This window comes from Streptomyces sp. NPDC046712, from assembly GCF_040645695.1.
Classification (GTDB): Bacteria; Actinomycetota; Actinomycetes; order Streptomycetales; family Streptomycetaceae; genus Streptomyces.
The window spans coordinates 218,788-235,708 of sequence record NZ_JBEYYW010000008.1 but is presented as its reverse complement, the minus strand read 5'-3'; the positions used below and the strand labels follow the sequence as shown (position 1 = coordinate 235,708).

Sequence of the window (16,921 nt, the reverse complement as noted above, 5' to 3'; positions counted from 1 at the left end):
AGGACCACTGGTCGAAGGACAAGAAGGACGACTGGAGCAAGGACAAGCACCACGGCAAGCCGAAGGGCGGCGTGCACACCGGCTCCGGTGCTCTGTCTCTCGTCGGCGAGGACCACTGGTCGAAGGACAAGAAGGACGACTGGAGCAAGGACAAGCACCACGGCAAGCCGAAGGGCGGCGTGCACACCGGCTCCGGTGCTCTGTCGCTGGTCGGCGAGGACGACTGGTCGAAGGACAAGAAGGACGACTGGAGCAAGGACAAGAAGGACGACTGGAGCAAGGACAAGCACCACGACAAGCCCAAGGGCGGCGTGCACACCGGCGGGGGCGGCCTCGCGAGCAGCGGCACGAATGTGACCGGCGCAGTGGTGCTCGCGGGCGGACTGGCCGCGTTCGTCCTCTACCGCCGCAGGAAGGCCGCCGGCGCGGCGTCGTGACACACCGGACGTAGGGGCTGCCTCCGGGAGGCGGCCCCTACGTCCGGCCCCACCTCTTCCGCCTCACAATCCCGGACCCCTGAATCCGAAAGGTGCCCCTGGTGACGACCCGACCAGACCCCGCCGGCGTGGGAGCGCCCCGGCGTATCGCGCGGTGGGTTGTCCCCGCCGTGTTCTGGACGCTGACGCTGGCTGTGCTCCTGCTCGTCTTCGGCCCGGGGATGTTCACACAGGGCGCGAGCGCGCCGGCGAAGCCAGGGGCTCCTTCCGCGGCCGGACACGCTCCGGCGGCCGCGCCGGAGCCCGCCTCGTCGTCCGCTTCGCCGAGCGCCGTCCCACCGGCCAGCCCGGCGATGCCGAGGTCGGCTCCTACACGCCTGAAGATTCCCAAGATCGGAGTGGACGCGCCGTTCACCGGCTTGGAGATCGGCCCTTCCGGCGCCCTGGACCCGCCCCCCGCAGACGACACGAACCTGGTCGGCTGGCACGCCTCCGGCATCTCCCCCGGCGAGCGGGGGACCGCGCTCATCGCCGGCCACCTCGACACAGCCACCGCCCCGGCCGTCTTCGCCAGGCTCGGTGAACTCAAGCCTGGAGACAACTTCGAGGTCAGGCGCGCTGACGGCACCACAGCCGTCTTCCTCATCGACTCCGTGGAAAGCTTCCGCAAGGACGACTTCCCCGACCAGCGCGTCTACGACGACACCCCCGACGCACTCGTGCGACTCATCACGTGCGCAGGCGCCTATGACCGCAAGGCGAAGGACTACACCGAGAACCTCGTCGTCTTCGCCCACCTCGACCCCGACGCCTGACACAGCAACGCCTCTCCAGGCCGGCCAGAGGTCGACGGCGCCGGACGTCGGGTGATCCGTTCCGGCCCGGCGAGTGACCTTCAAGGTCCTCTACACCCTGCTCGCGGTGGCCGCGACCGCCCCCCGGCGGCCCGGCTCCTGAGAGGGCCCGCACCCACCTCGCAACCGGGAGGGGGACCCCAGTCGGCCGACTGGGTCGTGATGACGGGCCCCTGACGATGCTCGTCGCCCTGGGCGACGGTTCGTTCGGTGGACCGTTCTGGGCTACTCGTCATTCGGTGACGCGGACCGCGAGCGCCGGGCGGATGGCGGCAGCGCGCCGGGCCGGCCCGATCGTGGCCAGCAGCGACGCGGCGAAGGTGGCTGCCGCCAGGCCGCCGATACTCGTCCATTCGACCGGGAAACCTCCTTCGAGGCCCTCGAACGCGGCGCTGTTGCTGTACATCAGCCAGGTGGTGAGCACGCCCAGCAGTGAGCCGAGCACTATCCCTTCGACGGCGACGAAGGTGCTCTCCCACAGGAAGGATCGTTGGACGGTCTGCGCACGGAAGCCGAGGGCCCGCAGGATACCGATGGTGCGTCGGCGTTCGCGTACGGCTCGGACCATGACGACTCCGAGGCCGGTGATGCCCACGCCGAGGCCCAGGGCGAGGAAGCCCTGCATGAGGCGGAAGAAGGCGGTGCTGGAGTCGAACTGCTGGCGGATGTCCGACTCTATGGGCGTGGCGACCAGACTGGACGAGAGCTGCTCGCCCTGCAGTTGGGTCGCCAGGGCGTCGGGGGACGTTCCGGGGCCGGTTCTCACCAGCGCGGAGGCGTTCAGTGCCTGGGCGCCGAAGAGCTCGCGCGTGGCCTGCTCGCTCAGCACCACCGGGTACGTGGTCGAACTGGCGCCGGTGCCCGGGTAGAAGACCAACCCGTTGCTGAGCACACCCGCGATGACCTTCTGCTCGCTGCGGCCCGTCCGGGGATCCGTCAGGGTGAGGGTGTCGCCGGGGTCGTAGTAGTCGCCGGCCGGTCCGCCGGTGCTGCCGAAGAAGCCGTCGAGCACGACGTAGCGGGGGTCGGAGGCGAGAGCACGCCATACCGCGGCGTCGTCGGCCAGGCCGGGCAGCCGCTCCCGGAACGTGATGCCGGTGATCGCCCCGTCCGGCACGCCGACGACGGCGGTGTCCAGCGGTTGAGGGCTACGGCGTCCCGGATCGGTGGCCCGCCCCGTGGCGTTGAGCAGCGGTGTCACGGCAGAGATCCCGGCGGCCGACGGGCCGCCCCGCAGATCGGAGACGAGTCGGTCGCCGGCGACCTGGGGGTTGTAGTCCAGCCGCAGGGAGTATCCGGCGGTGGCGTCGGCGACGACCCCGTCGACTCCGGCGCGCAGAGTGCCCGAGATCTCCGTCAGGAGCACGAGGACGAAGACGATCAGGGTGTACATCACCAGCGTCGCGCCGGTCCTGAATCGCTTGGCCAAGGGATACGCGACCGCGAGGCGCGCCGCGAGGCCGCCTTCCGTCGGGCGCTGGAGGAGTCGCCGTACGGGCCGGAGGAGGGTCTTCTGGTTGTCGCTGACGAGCACCACCGCGGAGAAGGCGGCCAGGGCGCCCTGGATCACGTACACGGACATCGACGGCGTGTCGAAGATCCGGGGCCGTACGACGGGTGCCAGGAGCGTCCAGGCGAGAACGGCTCCCGCGACCACGGTGGTGACCGTGTGACGGGGGAGGACGCGCAGCAGTGCCGGAGTCGCGAAGGCGAGCGCGAGCGCCGGCATGAGGTAGGTCGCGTCGGGCTGGCTGCGTGCCACGGCCGGGACGGCCACGAGCGCGCACAGGACAGCCAGGGTGGTGGAGACCGCGAGCAGCCGGCGGCGTGGCCCTTGTCCGGGCGTGGCGGGGAGGTCGCGGATCGCGGCGATGATGTTGAACCGGCTGATGCGCACGCTGGTCGCGAGGATCGCGGCGAAGGCGATGAGCAGGCCCAAGGCCAGTCCGTTGAGGATGCTGGTGGGGGTGACGGCGAACACGATGCGGATGCTGCTGCCGCCGACCGACCAGCCCTGGAAGATCTGCGCCGCCACCACGGCGACGCCCCAGCCGACGGCGACCCCGATGGCCACGCCCGGCAACGCGGACAGCAACGCGTACGTCGCCCCTTCGAGGGTGAAGGACCCGACGAGCCGCGAGCGCTTCATTCCCACGGCCCGCACCATGCCCATCTGGGATTTCCGCTCCTCGCCGAGCATGACGAAGATGTTCACCAGCAGCAGGGCGCCCGCGATGATGCTGAAACTGCCGATCATGAGGAAGAGTGCGCCGAGGGAGTCCCCGGCCTGTTTGGCGTCCCGCAGGACCGTGTGCTTCGGCGTCTCGATCGCCGTCTGGCCGGCGAGTGGACCCAGAGCCTGCCGGATGTCGGCGGTCACCCGGTCGGTCAGGGCTTCGCCGCTTTCGACTCCGCCTCGATTGGACACGAAGGTGACCGAGCGCGGCTCCACGCCGGCGCGCCGGGCGGCGGAGTCCAGGGCCTCCGGTGGCAGGAACACGTCGCGGTTCAGCCTGCCGCCCAGCCCCACACCGGCCAGACCCTGCTCCGGCACCACACGCTCGACCCTGTACGTCTGCGGTGACCCGAACAGATACACCGTGACCGGATCACCGGCTCCCACGCTCAGGGACCGGGCCAGCGGCTCGTTGACGACCACCTGGCCGGGCTTCGGGTTCGGCCCGCCGAGACCGGAGTCGCCACCGGGTGCGCCGAAGCGCGACGCCTCGTCGAAGTCCATCTGCCAGGCCAGGACGCGCGGTTCGGCGGCCGTGCGGCCGTCGGCGGTGCTGACGGCCGATGCCTGGGTGGCCTGGGCGTTCAGGACTCCGTCGACGTCGGGATCGCCCGCCAAGGTGGCCAGCCGCTCGGTGACGGCGCGCCCGGTCGGCCCAGGGGGTGCGACGACGCGCTCGTCCACCGGCCCCAGGGTTCGGTACGCCTCCTGTCGTACGGAGAAGTTCAGGGTGTCGCCCACGACCAGGGCTCCGATGACGATGGCCGTTCCGAGCATCGACCCGCCGATCACCAGCGCTGCCTCGGTGCGCCGTCGGGCGACCTGCCGAAAGGCCAGCCGCCGTGACACCGGCTGCCGGACGGCGACCAGCACCAACGCCAACAGGGCGAGCGCGAGGGCGGCGAGCAGCGGGATGAGGAGGTTCGGGTACATGGTCAACCCATGGGGAAGTCGCGGATCGCGGCCGGGGCGGTGACGGCCTGGCGGACGTCGTCGACCAGTTGCCCGTCGCGCATCCGGATCAGTCGGGGGACGCGCGCGCCGATGGCGCTGTCATGGGTGACCAGGACGATCGTCTGGCCCTCGTCCTGGTTGAGCTCACACAGCAGGTCCATGACCTGATCGGCCATCGCGCTGTCGAGGTTTCCCGTCGGTTCGTCCGCCCACACGATGGCCGGGCGTCCGGCCAGGGCGCGGGCGATGGTCACCCGCTGCTGTTCGCCGCCGGACATCTCGCTCGGCCGGTGCTCGACCCGGTGGCCGAGGCCCACCCGGTCGAGCATGTCCAGCGCTCTGCGACGCGCTTCACGAGGCCGGGTGCCCACGAGCAGCAGGGGCAGTTCGACGTTCTCCACCGCGGAGAAGACCGGTATGAGGTTGAACGCCTGGAAGACGAAACCCATGGTGTGGGCCCGGTGCTCCGTGCGCGCCGCGTCCGACATGGCGAACAGGTCGTGGCCGTCGACCTCCACCCGGCCCCCGTCGATGTCGTCGAGCCCCGACAGACAGTTCAACAGCGTGGTCTTCCCGGAACCGGACGGTCCCATGACCCCCACCATCTCTCCATGGCGCACGAGGAGATCCAGGTCGAGCAGGGCCGTGACCTCCACGGAGCCCGTCCGGTAGATCTTCTGTACCCCGGTGGCGACAAGGAGCGCCTGGTCGGTGTTCATGCTTTCCATACCACCTCCGGAAGGAACTGGAGGCTACGGCCACCCAGGCCCCGACGGGGGGCCGAAGGGCCCAATCGTCGGTCACCGCCAGGCCCGCTCGAGCGGCTTCGCCGCCGCGGTCAGGCGTCCGTGGTCGCCCGGGCGCGTCGCCGGACGGCGGTGGCGGCCAGGGTTCCCGCGCCCGTGGCGGTGACCGCGAGGAGGACGAACCCCCACGTGTAATCGTGCGCCACACTGTCGACCGCGCCCATCACGAGGGGTGGGAAGAAGCCTCCGAGACCGCCCGCCGCCCCGACCACTCCCGTCACCGAGCCGACGCGCTCAGCCGGAACCAGACGTGCGACCAGCGCGAAGACCGCCCCGGACCCGGCACCCAGGCCTCCCGCCATGACGAGGAATGCCACCGTTCCCACGGGGATCAGGTCCGCTTCGAACGCCGCGACCAGGGCACACACCGAAACGATCCCGTACGACACCGTCAGTACGGGTACGGGATGGGTACGGTCCGACAGCCAGCCGCCCACGGGCCGCATCGCCACGGCGAGGACGACGAATCCCGCGGTCCTCAGTGCCGCGTCGGAGCGGCCGAGTTCGTAGGCCCGGGTGAGATAGGTCGGCAGGTAGACGCTGAACGCGACGAAGCCGCCGAAGGAGACGGCGTACAGGAACGCCAGCTGCCAGGTGGCCGGCGTACGCACGGCCAGGGCGGTGCGCGAGAACAGAGACCCCGCCGCCGTCGCGCGCCCCGGCCTGTCGCGCAGGAGGAACCATGCCACTCCGGCGTACACCGCGAGGCCGGCGGCCACGAGATCGAAGGGGAAGGCACGTCCGACGGCGTCGGCGAGCTGAACGGTGGTGAACGCCGACAGGGCCGTTCCACCGGTGCCGATGCCGAAGATCCCGAGGGCGACGCCCCGCCGTGCGGGTGGGTACCAGGCGTTGACGAACGGAACTCCGACGGCGAAGGCCGTTCCCCCGAGCCCGAGGAGGAAGCCGCCTGCGAGCACCTCGGCCAACGAGTCGGCCAGGTGACCCAGGTACAGCACGGGGAGGATCGTCAGGGCCGCGACGAGGGGGAAGACTCGGCGTGCCCCCCATCGGTCCGTCAGCGCCCCCGCCGGGATCCGGCCGAGCGCGCCGACCACCACGGGCACGGCGACCACCAGCGACTGCTCGAAGGAGCTGAGGCCGAGGTCGTCCCGGAGCCGTGGGCCGAGGGGGGCCAGCAGCGCCCACGCCCAGAAGCAGAGCGCGAACCCGATGGCGGCGAGAACCAGCATCTGCCACGGGCGCGGCGCATCCGTGACCGGCCGGCTCCCCGTGTTCCGGACCATGGTGGCCTCCCGGCAGCGATCCGCGTGGACGGCGTGAGCGGTGCTGTTCCCCACTCTCCGACCGCCGGGCCCCCGGCTCCAGGGGCTACTCGTTCCTCTTCCGTGACCGTCCGGCCCCCGGTCAGGGGCCGGACGGCCCTGTGTGCCGCCGGGGACTCGGCCCGCCCGTCGGCCGAGCAGATCCTGGGCGGGCGACTGAGGCGCGGTGAGATCGACGAGGAGGAGTACCGCCGACGCCTGACAGCCCTGCGCCGCGCGGAAACGTGACCCCCATGGCCGGCTGGGATGCGGGCGGGGGGCCGGCCGGTCACCCTGGGGGCATGAGAATGTCCGGGGAGCCGGGCCGACGCTCCGACGCGCTCCGTGAGCTGACCGCTCGGCACGGAGGGCGCGGAGGGCTGTTGCCGGCCGCGCTGGAGCGTGCCAGGTCGGGTACGGCTGAAGGGCCCGAGGCATGGGCACCCCAAGCCGCGGAGGAAGCCGGACTCCCGGCCGCCGCGGGGCTCGGTCCCGCCACCTTCTTCGCCGATCTCGCCGCCCCGCGCGGCGAGCGGCATGTGCGGGTGTGCACCGCGACGGCGTGCTTCGCCGCGCGGGGCGGGGAGCATCTGGCGGAGGTCGAGCGCGCTCTCGGCGTGGTGGCGGGCACGGTCGACGAGGCGGGTTCCACCTCGCTGCAGACCGTGCACTGTCTCGGCTACTGCTACGCGGGTCCCGCCGCCCTCGACGGCACCATGCCCCGTACGGGCCCTGACCTGGCCGACCAACTCGGCGGGCGGACGGAACCGCGCGCGCCGGGCATCCCCGTGGCCGACACCACAGGGGCGCCCGTCCTGCTCGCCGGGATCGTGGGAGGGCACTCCGCCTGGGACGTGTGGCGCGAGGCGGTGGCAGGGCTGCGGCCCGAGGACGTACGGGAGGAGACCGCCGTCTCAGGACTGCGCGGGCGCGGCGGCGCCGGATTCCCGGTGGCCGACAAATGGGCCGCAGCGGCGGGAAAGCCGGACACCGTCGTCGTCGCCAACGGGGACGAGGGCGACCCGGGCTCGTACGCCGACCGGCTGCTCATGGAGGAGGACCCCGACCGCGTCCTCACAGGGCTCGCCCTGGCCTGCTTCGCCTGCGGCGCCCGGCGTGGGACGGTCCTGGTCCGCTCCGAGTATCCGAGAGCCGTGGCCCGGCTGCGTCGGGCGGTGGAACGCGCGACGCAGGCGGGGGACCTGGCCCCGTCGGCCGAGGCGGCCGGTCCGCGGCCGTTCGTCGAGATCGTCGAGGGAGCCGGCTCCTATGTCGCCGGCGAGGAGACCGCCCTCATCGCCCGGCTGGAAGGCGCTCGCGGCTGTGCGCGCCCCCGACCCCCCTACCCCACGGACCACGGCCTGTGGGACACACCGACGGTGGTCAACAACGTGGAGACCTTGGCGGCCGTGCCCTGGATCGTCGCCCACGGCGGAGCGTCCTACGCCCGACGCGGCGTACCGGACGAGACCGGTACCAAACTGGTGTGCCTGTCCGAGCGGTTCGCCCGGCCCGGCGCCTACGAGGTCGAACTCGGCACTCCTGTGGGCGAGATCGTCACCCGGTTCGGGGGCGGCCTCAAGGACGGCCGCGAGCTCGTCGCCCTCCAGATCGGCGGCCCCCTCGGCGGCTTCCTCGCCGGGACCGTTCTCGACGTCCCGCTCACCACGGCAGCGCTCACCGAGCACGGCGCCGCCCTCGGTCACGCCGGCATGGTCGCCTTCGACGCCGACACCGATCCCTACGAACTCCTTCGGCACGTCTGGGAGTTCGCCGCCGACGAGAGCTGCGGAGCCTGCTCGCCCTGCCGGGTCGGCACCCGGCGAGGGCTCGAGCTCGCGCAGGGCCGGCGCGGGCCGGGGGAGACCTACGAACGATTGGCACGGCTGATGAGCGAGGCCAGTCTCTGCGCCTTCGGCCGCCGCGTTCCCGCCGCCGTCCGCAGCCTGGCCCGCGCCTACGGGCCGGCCCTGGAAGGATGGGACCGATGACCCGGCTCCAGGTCGACGGCGTGTCGGTCGAACTGCCCGCCGGGGCCTCATTGCTCGACGCGGTACGTGCCGCCGGAGCCGAACTGCCCACCCTCTGCCACGACGATCGTCTCCGGCCGGTCGGCTCCTGCCGGACCTGCCTGGTTCGCGCCGACGGGCGGATCGTCGCCGCATGCGTCACGCCCGTGACGCCGGGCCTCACCGTCGACACCGCCGACGAGGGCGTGCGGAACCTGCGCCGGGACGTGGTCGGCCTGATCGCCTCGGCGCTCCCGCCGCGCGCGCTCGCCGACAGCGCGCACAGTGAACTGGCCGAGGCGTGCCGGGCCTTGGGGATTCCCGCGGACACGGCGGCCGGTGACCTCACGCGCGGGCGGGACGAGAGCCACCCGTACGTCCATCTCGACCGCGACCTGTGCATCGCGTGCGGGCGCTGCGTACGGATGTGCTCCGACGTCCAGGGCACGTTCGCGCTCACCCTCACCGGGCGCGGTGCCGACACGGTCGTCGCCCCGGGAACTGGCGGCCCCTGGGCCGGCTCCGACTGCGTGTCCTGCGGCGGCTGCGTCGACACCTGCCCGACGGGGGCGATCACCCAGCCCGGACCCGGGCAGGGCCTCACCTCGCGGCAGGCACCTGCTGACCGCGTGCGCACCACCTGCGGGTACTGCGGAGTCGGTTGCACCCTCGACATCGTCGTCCGCGAGGACCGTGTCGCCGCCGTGCTCCCCGCCCGGGACGGGCCCGTCAACCGGGGCCACGCCTGCGTCAAGGGCCGCTTCGCGTACGGATACCTCAGCTCCGCCGAACGTCTCACCGAACCCCTGATCCGGGAGAACGGCGAACTGCGACCGGCGACCTGGGACGAGGCGGTGACCCGGATCGCCGACGGCCTGCGCGCGGCCGTCCTCGACGGCGGACCCGACTCGGTCGCCGCGATCTCCTCCGCCCGTGCCACCAACGAGGAGAACTACCTCGTCCAGAAGTTCCTGCGGACCGTCATCGGCACCAACAACGTCGACAACTGCTCCCGCCTCTGCCACGCCCCGTCAGCCGCAGGACTCACCGCCTCCTTCGGACGCGCCGGCGGCACCGACCCCTTCGACGACGTCGAGACCGCCGACTGCCTCCTGGTCGTCGGCGCCAATCCCGTCGAAGCCCACCCCGTCGTCGGTGCCCGCCTCCTCCAGCGGGCCCTCGCAGGGGCCTCCCTGATCGTGGCCGACCCCCGTGCCGTGGGCCTCGCGCGCCATGCCGACGTGCACCTTCGTCCGCGCCCCGGTACGAACGTCGCCCTCTTCCACGGCCTCGCGCACGTCCTCGTCGACGAAGGCATGACCGACTCGGGCTTCCTCCATGATCGCGCCACCGGACTGGACGAACTCTCCGACCTCCTGGCCGACTACCCGCCCGAGCGGGTAGCCGAGATCACCGGCGTCCCTGCCGACGACATCAGGAAGGCGGCCCGGCTCTACGGCCGCGCGGAGCGGCCGGCCGTCCTGTACGGACTCGGCGTCACCGAGCACCTGCACGGCACCGACGGCGTACGGACCCTGGCGAACCTCCCCATCCTGCGCGGCGCCGTCGGCGGCACCGGCCGCGGGTTCGGCATCAGCCCCCTGCGTGGCCAGAACAACGTCCAGGGCGCCTCCGACATGGGCGCCCTGCCCGACCTGCTCCCCGGCTACGGCCGCGTCACCGACCCGGAGGCCCGCGCCCGTGCCGAAGCGGCGTGGGGCCGACCGGTCCCCGACCGGCCGGGCATGCGCATCCCCGAGATGTTCGCGGCGGCTCGGGAGGGCCGGCTGAGGGCGCTGTGGATCATCGGAGAAGACGTGTGCGCGACCGATCCCGACAGCCGGCGGGTCGCGGAGGCCCTCGACGCCTGCCCGCTCGTCGTCGTCAACGAGCTCTTCCTCGGCGAGACCGCCCACCACGCCGATGTCGTCCTGCCTGTGGCCTCCTGGCTGGAGAAGGACGGGACCTTCGTCAACTTCGACCGCCGCTTCCAGCGCGTACGACCAGCGGTGGCTCCGCCCGGCACGGCACGCTCCGACTTCGGGGTCGTCCATGCCGTCGCCGATGCCCTCGGCGCCGACCTGGGCTGCCCCACGCCGGCGGCGGCTCTCGCCGAGTGCGGACGTGTGACACCCCTCTTCGCCGGTCTCTCACACGAGCGGATCGACCAGGAGGGTGCTGTGCCCTGGCCCTGCCCCGCGCCGGACCGGCCGGGCGAACGCACGTTGTACGCCGACGAGTTCGCCACGCCCGACGGGCGCGCCCACCTGTCGGCGGCCCCCTACCTGCCGCCCGGCGAGGAACCGGACCAGGACTATCCGCTGGTGCTCGTCACGGGGCGCCGATGGGCCCACTACAACTCCGGGAGCATGACCCGGCGCGGCGGCAACCTTCTTCTCGACGCGTCCGACCGCCTGGACCTGAACCCGGAGGATGCCGCCCGGTTCGGTGTCCAGGACGGCACCCCGGTCACCGTCGAGAGCCGCCATGGACGGGCGCGACTCGTCGCCCGCGTCGGGACGGAACTCGCTCACGGGCAGGTGTTCTGCGCGTTCCACTTCCCGGCCAGCGGCGTCAACTCCCTCACCTCGGAGCACGCCGACACCGTGACCTCGTGTCCGGAGTACAAGGTCACGGCGGTACGCCTGCGTCCGACGGCGTCCGACGACTGATCGGCACGGAGCTCAGGAGTGGGGCACGAGGGCCACGGGCACCGGGCTGTGGTGCAGCACCGCGTGGGCCACGCTGCCGATGTGCGCGCCCGGCGCCGAATGACGCGTACGCCGACCCACGACCACGAGCGCGACGTCCCGGGCGGCCTCGACCAGTTCGAGGCCGGCCGATCCGACCACCACGCGAGCGGCGGCCGCGACGTCGGGGTACTTCGCGCGCCAGGGATCCAGCAGTTCTTCGAGCGAACGCTTGATCTCCGGAGCCAGGGCATGGCGGATGTCCGGGACCATGGCGGGTCCCAGGCCCGCGTACAGCGGGAGTTGCTGCGCGTACACGACGTGGACCTGGGTGTGCCGCCGGGCGGCTTCCTCGAAGGCGAAACCCAGGACGGCGTCCACGGGCTGCCGCACATCGGTCCCGACCACGACGGGGCCCCGTGGAGTGGTCGCCCCGCTGACAGCCCGTACCAATACGACGGGCCGCTCGACGGCACCGGCGACCGTCAGGCCGACCGAGCCGAGCAGGTAACCGGCCACGCTTCCGAGCGCCCGCGAGCCCAGGACCAGCAGCTCGCTCTCCTCGGCCGCGGCGACGAGACCTGGCACGGGACCCGAGGACAGCAGCTGGGTGGTCACCGACAGGCCGGGATGGCGCTCGCGCAGGCCACCGGCGGTGCGCGCCGTCATCTCTTCGGCCCACCCCTCCCCGAGCTCCCGTGCCACGAGAGACAGAACGACCTCCGGTACCGGCTCCTTCGCATGCACCAGATGCACGCCGGTGCCGCGCAGCACCGCCTCCTCGGCCGCCCACTCCGCGGCGGCGTTCGCTTGTTCCGTGCCGTCCAGGCCCACCACGATGCTCCGCGTCATGATCGTCCACCTCCTCGCTCGGTGTCATCGACGTCGTACGGGAGACGGGGGCAGGAGACCGAGACCACGCCGTCCACCGTCGCGCACATGCGCTCGATCGCCGGGACCGTGCCCCCGGAAGGGCGGCCTGCCGCTGACCTCCACGGCGAAGAGACCGGCGATCCCCCTGAACGCGGTCTCCGGGGCGGCGGTGACCACGTCGTGGGGCGTCACCTCGAAAACCGTGCGGTACCGCATGACGGTCCTCCTTCACGGGACGTGGCGGCCCGGTAGATCCCAGCCTGCCGCGGGAAGCCCGCCCCCGGGCAGTGCCGAACGGTCCCCCTCCCGGGACTGTTCGCCCCTATCACGGCCGGCCGGCCGGGACGCACGGTGGAAGGCGAGAGCGCCGGTCTCGGGAGGGCCGCGGCCGCGCGCCGGGCCGGGAGGCGAGAACCATGTCTGCGACCGGAACATCCGGGTCAGCCGCAGGGTCAGATCCACAGGTACAGACTGCGGGAGGCCGCCCGCAAGCGTCACCGCGTCCGCGACCCGTACGGTGAGAGCGGCGTCGCCTTCAGGGACGATGCGAGGTTGTCGCCGCCGGCCGGCGGACGGCAAGGGCCGAAAGGGGCACGTCGGGACCCGGGCAGCCCTGGCACCGACCGTCGACCGGTGCTTTCCTGAAAGTGAGGAGGGGCCCGCCCAAGGGACGCGGGGAAGCGGCTTCGAGCCGCGCACCGCGCGATCAGGATCCGCGAGAAGCGGATGGGCCCCTCCTCACGTCGTGTCTCGGCGCCGCCGCCACTCGTGGTCCGGGCGGACCGCGCCCGGGACCGACCGGCCCTACCGTCCCCCGCAGCCCGGTGCGAGCGTGGCGGCAGGCCACCACACGACCCGGAAGGCGGTGGGCACGATGGAATCACCCCTGGTGGTAGGAGTCGACGGGTCCGACGCCAGTCTCACGGCTCTGGACTGGGCCGTCGACGAAGCGGTACGGCACGGGCTTTCCCTACGGATCGTCCACGCCTCGATGTGGGAACGGTACGAAGGAGTCGTCCCGACCTGGGCCACGGACCGGCCCTCGGGCCAGGTCCTCGCCGAGAACATCGCCGGCACCGCAGCCGAACGAGCCCGACGCCGCGCACCCGACCTTCCCCTCACCACGGACGTCCTCGCCGAGGACGCGTCCACCGGGCTGCTCAGGGAGGGCCGGGAGGGCTCGATCCTCGTCGTGGGGTCCCGGGGGCGGGGCGGGTTCGCCGACCTTCTGCTCGGATCCGTCAGCCTCACCGTGGCCGCCCGGGCCCACTGCCCGGTCGTCGTCGTCCGTGGAGACCGGCACGCCCTGGAGGCACGCCACGGGCGCATCCTGCTCGGCGTCGGAGAGCACGACGTGGACTCGCCGGCCGTGCGCTTCGCCTTCCAGGAGGCGGCGGTCCGGGATGCCGAACTCGACATCGTCCGCACCTGGCGACGGCCGGCCCATGAACCGGTCGACCACCCGCTGCTGAGCGGCGACGGGGGAGCCTACTTCGCGGAACGGTCCTCTCAACTGCTCGACAAGGCCCTTGAGGCCGCCGCGTTCGAACATCCCCGGGTGCGCCTGCGCAGGACCACGGTCGAGGGCCCCGCCCACAGAGTGCTGACCGAGCGCTCCGCCGCAGCCGACCTGCTGGTCGTCGGGGCACGACGCAGGGACGGGCTCGTCGGCCTGGAGCTCGGCAGGGTCGCCCACCGCGCCCTGCACCACGCCTCGTGTCCGGTCGCCGTCGTACCTCAGCGGAATCCGGAGCCCACGGAAGGGGACCGGTGATGAACACGCCCGATGAGCGGCACGCCTCGCACGTCACGAGCGACCTGGGCCGCCGCGTCGCGGCACGGCGCACGCAGCTCGGCTTGTCCCGGGCGGAGGTGGCCGAACGAGCCGGCTCTGCACCCGGCTTCGTGGCCCACGTCGAGGAGGGGATGCCGACCCCGGGGATCGAATTCCTGGTCCGGCTCGCGAACGCCCTGGAGACCACCGTTCAGGATCTCACCGGGTACAGGGCGGACCTCGCGCCCGGAAGAGCCCACGCCGGGCACCGGGCACGGATGGAGGAGGTCGGCGAGGCCGAGTGCTGGGAGTTGCTCGACGGCCACGGCGTCGGCCGGGTCGCCGTCGAGGGACAGGACGGGCCGGCGGTGTTCCCTGTGAACTACCAGGTCGTCGACGGGGAGATCGTCTTCATGACCGCCGCGGACTCGTCCCTCTCGCGCGCCTCGGCGTCCGGCGCGGAAGTCGCCTTCGAGGAGGACCGTCTGGACGAAGCGTTCAGCCAGGGCTGGAGCGTGCTCGTCGTCGGTCCGGTACACACGGTGTCGGACGAGACCTCGGTACGGAGGATCAAGGACGCCGGCCGCCCGGAACCGTGGGCCGGGGATGGGCGCGACACCTTGGTGACCCTCTCGCCGCGCCGGGTGACCGGCCGCCGTATCCGGGTGCCGGGCGCGCCCGGCACGCCGTCCGGTTCTGCCGACCAAGGACCGTCGCGTACGTGATCCCTGAGCGCCGGGCGGTACCTCTCTTCGGCTTCGGAACCGCTGTACCTGGCGGCGCATCTGATGGCGCAGTCGGCGACGCCTGACCTGGGCTGTCATGACGTGTCTCCTCAGCCGAGTCCGCTCCGCACGGTCCATGGTCGGATCGCACAGGATCCCGAACTTCGGGCTGGTACCCCGTCGCTCCCGGCAGCAGGGCCGGGCAGGTCGAGATCGGGGCCGAACGGCCCATCCCGAGAATGCCCGCCACGGTGTCAGCGTGGGGGGTGTCGCCCCTCGGGCCGTGCCCCCGAGCCCCGGGCGTACCTCGGAGGAGGAACCATGACCAGCGAGATCCCCTTCCGACAGAAGCTCGGCAACGTCGTCGTGGGAGTCGACGGGTCCCCCTCCGGGCGGACGGCCGCGCTCTGGGCCGCCGCCGAAGCGGACCGACGGGGACGGCCACTGCATCTCGTCCACGCAGCCGATACCGACCGCCGGGCCCTCTTCGCCAATGCCGAGACGATCCAGGCGGTACGTGAAGCGGGCCGCGACCTGCTGATCGAGACCGCGAGCACGGTTCAAGAGCGCTTCCCGGACCTCGCCGTAACGAAGGAGCTGAGCCGCCAGGAGCCGGTTGCCGGTCTCCGGGCGGCCGCCGGCGACCGGGGCACGATCGTGGTGGGCAACCGGGGGCTCGGCGGCTTCTCGGCCCTCATGCTCGGCTCCGTCGGTCTGGGTGTGGCAGCCCTCGCCGAGGCGCCCGTGATCGTCGTCCGCGGTGAAAGCGACCGCCCCGAGTCGGGATCGGTGACGGCAGCCGTGCACGGTGCGTCGGATGTCGGCTGGCTGCTCGTCGCGGCTGCCGAGGCGGACGCCCGCAAGGCCGTGTTGCGACTGGTGAGCGTCTGGAACGTGCTCACACACGTCGGCAGCGTCGCGACCATGCTGGACGACCTCGACGAGATCGCGCGGCAGCGCGTGCACGAGATCAAGGCACTCGCCGACCTCGTGTGTGAGTACCATCCCGGGCTCATCATCAGCCATCACGTCGAGACGGGCACGAGCACGCCCGGGATCCTGGTGGAGGCGAGTGCCCACACCGATCTGCTCGTGATGGGCAGAGAACACCGTGTTCTGGGCGCAGTCCCGTCCCTGGGGCGCGTCGCCCACATCCTGCTCCACCACTCCCAGTGCCCGGTGGAGATCGTCCCACCCGCCTTCGCCACCCGGGTCGAGGAGACATGAACGAGATACTGCTCGGAGTGGACCCCCGGGAGCAGTCGATCCCCGCCCTCGTCTGGGCCGCCGACGAGGCCGTACGAAGAGGACTGGCGCTCCGCCTGGTCGTCGTGGTACCGCCCGCCCACGAGGGTCTCTGGTACGACGCGCAGGCAAACCAGAGCGCCCTGCGGATCCGCGCGGAGTCGGCGATGGCAAACGCGGAGGACCTGGTACGGGAACTCCACGGCGGTCTGCGGACCGCGACGGAACGCGTGAACGGCGTGCCGGCGACCGTGCTCCGCGACATGGCGGCGCACGCGACACTCGTCGTCGTGGGCTCGCGCCGTCTCGGCAGGGCAGCCGAGATGTTCAGTGAGAGCTCCGTGGTCGTCCCGCTCACCGCGCGCGCCGACTGCCCCGTCGTCGTGGTCCGCGCACCTGAGCACCCCGCCGTGCACCCATCGACCCTCGTCGTCGGCGTGGACGGAAGCGACTCCGCACGGGCCGCAGTCGCCTTCGCCGTTGAGGAGGCGATCCTGCGCGAGGCACGCCTGCGGGCCGTCTGGGTCTGGCCCCCTTCCGTCCTGGCCCGCGAGGATCTCGACGAGGGCCTGGCCGAGCGCCGGAGGCTGCTCGCCGATTCGGTGGCGGGGTGGTCGGAGCGGTATCCGGACGTTGCCATCTCCCAAGAGCTCCTTCGAGGACACCCGGTCGAGCAACTCGCCCTGGCGTCCCGGGAGTCCCTCGCGCTGATCGTCGGCCGCAGAGGCCGCGGCGGCTACTCCGGCATGCGGCTGGGTTCGACGGTCCACGGCCTGCTGCACCGCGCCATGTGTCCCGTGATCACCATCCCCCGCCCACAGCACGAGGGGCGGACCGGCTGGCCGGCATGGGCCGACCGGTCCCGATCCAGTACGACCGACCGGCCCCGGCCCGGTGACCCGCTCGGCACTGGGGCGCGATGACCTTCACGCGGGACGGTGGGGCGAGATGACCACTTCGGTCCGTCCGCCGGTTCCGCGGAGAGGTGAGCACCATGCAGCGCATCCGGATCAGCCCCGGTCCCGGCCGCCCCGCACGCCGAGTCCCCTGGAT

The 16,921-nt window shown here is 72.3% G+C and carries 14 protein-coding genes; 9 read left to right on the top strand and 5 right to left on the bottom strand.

What is annotated here, in order from left to right:
- Both ABZ939_RS13840 and ABZ939_RS13835 read left to right on the top strand, forming a co-directional pair.
- On the top strand, positions 1-437 hold a 437-nt coding region (locus tag ABZ939_RS13840; RefSeq protein WP_361853150.1), incomplete at its 5' end, for a hypothetical protein.
- A 221-nt stretch (positions 438-658) separates the two neighbouring features.
- Positions 659-1,252 carry a class F sortase gene (locus ABZ939_RS13835; RefSeq protein ID WP_361853249.1) on the top strand — a complete coding sequence of 198 codons (594 nt, stop codon included), beginning with the start codon at positions 659-661 and terminating at the stop codon, positions 1,250-1,252.
- A 271-nt stretch (positions 1,253-1,523) separates the two neighbouring features.
- On the opposite strand, the gene ABZ939_RS13830 is transcribed toward ABZ939_RS13835, so the two are convergent.
- From ABZ939_RS13830 to ABZ939_RS13820, 3 genes are all read right to left on the bottom strand, one after another.
- Complete coding sequence (locus tag ABZ939_RS13830; RefSeq protein WP_361853147.1) at positions 1,524-4,460, bottom strand: FtsX-like permease family protein; 2,937 nt, start codon at positions 4,458-4,460, stop codon at positions 1,524-1,526.
- A 2-nt stretch (positions 4,461-4,462) separates the two neighbouring features.
- Complete coding sequence (locus tag ABZ939_RS13825; RefSeq protein WP_361595614.1) at positions 4,463-5,200, bottom strand: ABC transporter ATP-binding protein; 738 nt, start codon at positions 5,198-5,200, stop codon at positions 4,463-4,465.
- A gap of 119 nt (positions 5,201-5,319) precedes the next feature.
- A complete protein-coding gene (locus ABZ939_RS13820) occupies positions 5,320-6,534 on the bottom strand; it encodes an MFS transporter (protein ID WP_361853144.1) in 1,215 nt (404 codons plus the stop codon).
- A gap of 102 nt (positions 6,535-6,636) precedes the next feature.
- Here ABZ939_RS13820 and ABZ939_RS13815 point away from each other — a divergent pair, with 102 nt between their 5' ends.
- From ABZ939_RS13815 to fdhF, 3 genes are read left to right on the top strand one after another with little or no spacing between them, the layout of a single operon-like run.
- Positions 6,637-6,801 (top strand): SHOCT domain-containing protein, encoded by a 165-nt coding sequence (locus ABZ939_RS13815; RefSeq protein ID WP_361853141.1) that lies wholly within the window; start codon positions 6,637-6,639, stop codon positions 6,799-6,801.
- Positions 6,802-6,854: 53 nt separating this feature from the next.
- Positions 6,855-8,543 carry an NADH-ubiquinone oxidoreductase-F iron-sulfur binding region domain-containing protein gene (locus ABZ939_RS13810; protein ID WP_361853138.1) on the top strand — a complete coding sequence of 563 codons (1,689 nt, stop codon included), beginning with the start codon at positions 6,855-6,857 and terminating at the stop codon, positions 8,541-8,543.
- A complete protein-coding gene (gene fdhF / locus ABZ939_RS13805; RefSeq protein ID WP_361853135.1) occupies positions 8,540-11,233 on the top strand; it encodes a formate dehydrogenase subunit alpha in 2,694 nt (897 codons plus the stop codon). Before ABZ939_RS13810 ends, fdhF begins: the two co-directional genes overlap by 4 nt.
- A 12-nt stretch (positions 11,234-11,245) precedes the next feature.
- Here the strand turns inward: fdhF and ABZ939_RS13800 are convergent, their stop codons facing one another.
- Both ABZ939_RS13800 and ABZ939_RS13795 read right to left on the bottom strand, forming a co-directional pair.
- On the bottom strand, positions 11,246-12,103 hold the full coding sequence (locus ABZ939_RS13800; RefSeq protein WP_361853132.1) for a universal stress protein: 858 nt from the start codon (positions 12,101-12,103) through the stop codon (positions 11,246-11,248).
- Between the two features lie 24 nt (positions 12,104-12,127).
- Positions 12,128-12,340, bottom strand: coding sequence for a hypothetical protein (locus ABZ939_RS13795; protein WP_361853129.1), 213 nt, complete (start codon positions 12,338-12,340; stop codon positions 12,128-12,130).
- Positions 12,341-12,998: 658 nt separating this feature from the next.
- Between ABZ939_RS13795 and ABZ939_RS13790 the strand changes: the two genes are divergently transcribed.
- From ABZ939_RS13790 to ABZ939_RS13775, 4 genes are all read left to right on the top strand, one after another.
- Positions 12,999-13,898 carry a universal stress protein gene (locus ABZ939_RS13790; RefSeq protein WP_361853127.1) on the top strand — a complete coding sequence of 300 codons (900 nt, stop codon included), beginning with the start codon at positions 12,999-13,001 and terminating at the stop codon, positions 13,896-13,898.
- Complete coding sequence (locus ABZ939_RS13785; RefSeq protein ID WP_361853125.1) at positions 13,898-14,623, top strand: pyridoxamine 5'-phosphate oxidase family protein; 726 nt, start codon at positions 13,898-13,900, stop codon at positions 14,621-14,623. The genes ABZ939_RS13790 and ABZ939_RS13785 overlap by 1 nt, the downstream gene beginning before the upstream one ends.
- A 321-nt stretch (positions 14,624-14,944) precedes the next feature.
- Entirely contained in the window at positions 14,945-15,850 is a 906-nt protein-coding gene (locus ABZ939_RS13780; RefSeq protein WP_361853123.1) for a universal stress protein, read from the top strand.
- Positions 15,847-16,791, top strand: coding sequence for a universal stress protein (locus ABZ939_RS13775; RefSeq protein ID WP_361853121.1), 945 nt, complete (start codon positions 15,847-15,849; stop codon positions 16,789-16,791). Before ABZ939_RS13780 ends, ABZ939_RS13775 begins: the two co-directional genes overlap by 4 nt.
- The last annotated feature ends 130 nt before the right edge of the window (positions 16,792-16,921 follow it).

Coding starts and splice junctions, on each gene's coding strand:
- ABZ939_RS13825 (WP_361595614.1), bottom strand. CDS start 5,200: ATGAACACCGACCAGGCGCTCCTTGTCGCCACCGGGGTACAGAAGATC.
- ABZ939_RS13795 (WP_361853129.1), bottom strand. CDS start 12,340: ATGCGGTACCGCACGGTTTTCGAGGTGACGCCCCACGACGTGGTCACC.
- ABZ939_RS13835 (WP_361853249.1), top strand. CDS start 659: ATGTTCACACAGGGCGCGAGCGCGCCGGCGAAGCCAGGGGCTCCTTCC.
- fdhF (WP_361853135.1), top strand. CDS start 8,540: ATGACCCGGCTCCAGGTCGACGGCGTGTCGGTCGAACTGCCCGCCGGG.
- ABZ939_RS13775 (WP_361853121.1), top strand. CDS start 15,847: ATGAACGAGATACTGCTCGGAGTGGACCCCCGGGAGCAGTCGATCCCC.
- ABZ939_RS13780 (WP_361853123.1), top strand. CDS start 14,945: ATGACCAGCGAGATCCCCTTCCGACAGAAGCTCGGCAACGTCGTCGTG.
- ABZ939_RS13820 (WP_361853144.1), bottom strand. CDS start 6,534: ATGGTCCGGAACACGGGGAGCCGGCCGGTCACGGATGCGCCGCGCCCG.
- ABZ939_RS13810 (WP_361853138.1), top strand. CDS start 6,855: ATGAGAATGTCCGGGGAGCCGGGCCGACGCTCCGACGCGCTCCGTGAG.
- ABZ939_RS13790 (WP_361853127.1), top strand. CDS start 12,999: ATGGAATCACCCCTGGTGGTAGGAGTCGACGGGTCCGACGCCAGTCTC.
- ABZ939_RS13785 (WP_361853125.1), top strand. CDS start 13,898: ATGAACACGCCCGATGAGCGGCACGCCTCGCACGTCACGAGCGACCTG.
- ABZ939_RS13830 (WP_361853147.1), bottom strand. CDS start 4,460: ATGTACCCGAACCTCCTCATCCCGCTGCTCGCCGCCCTCGCGCTCGCC.
- ABZ939_RS13800 (WP_361853132.1), bottom strand. CDS start 12,103: ATGACGCGGAGCATCGTGGTGGGCCTGGACGGCACGGAACAAGCGAAC.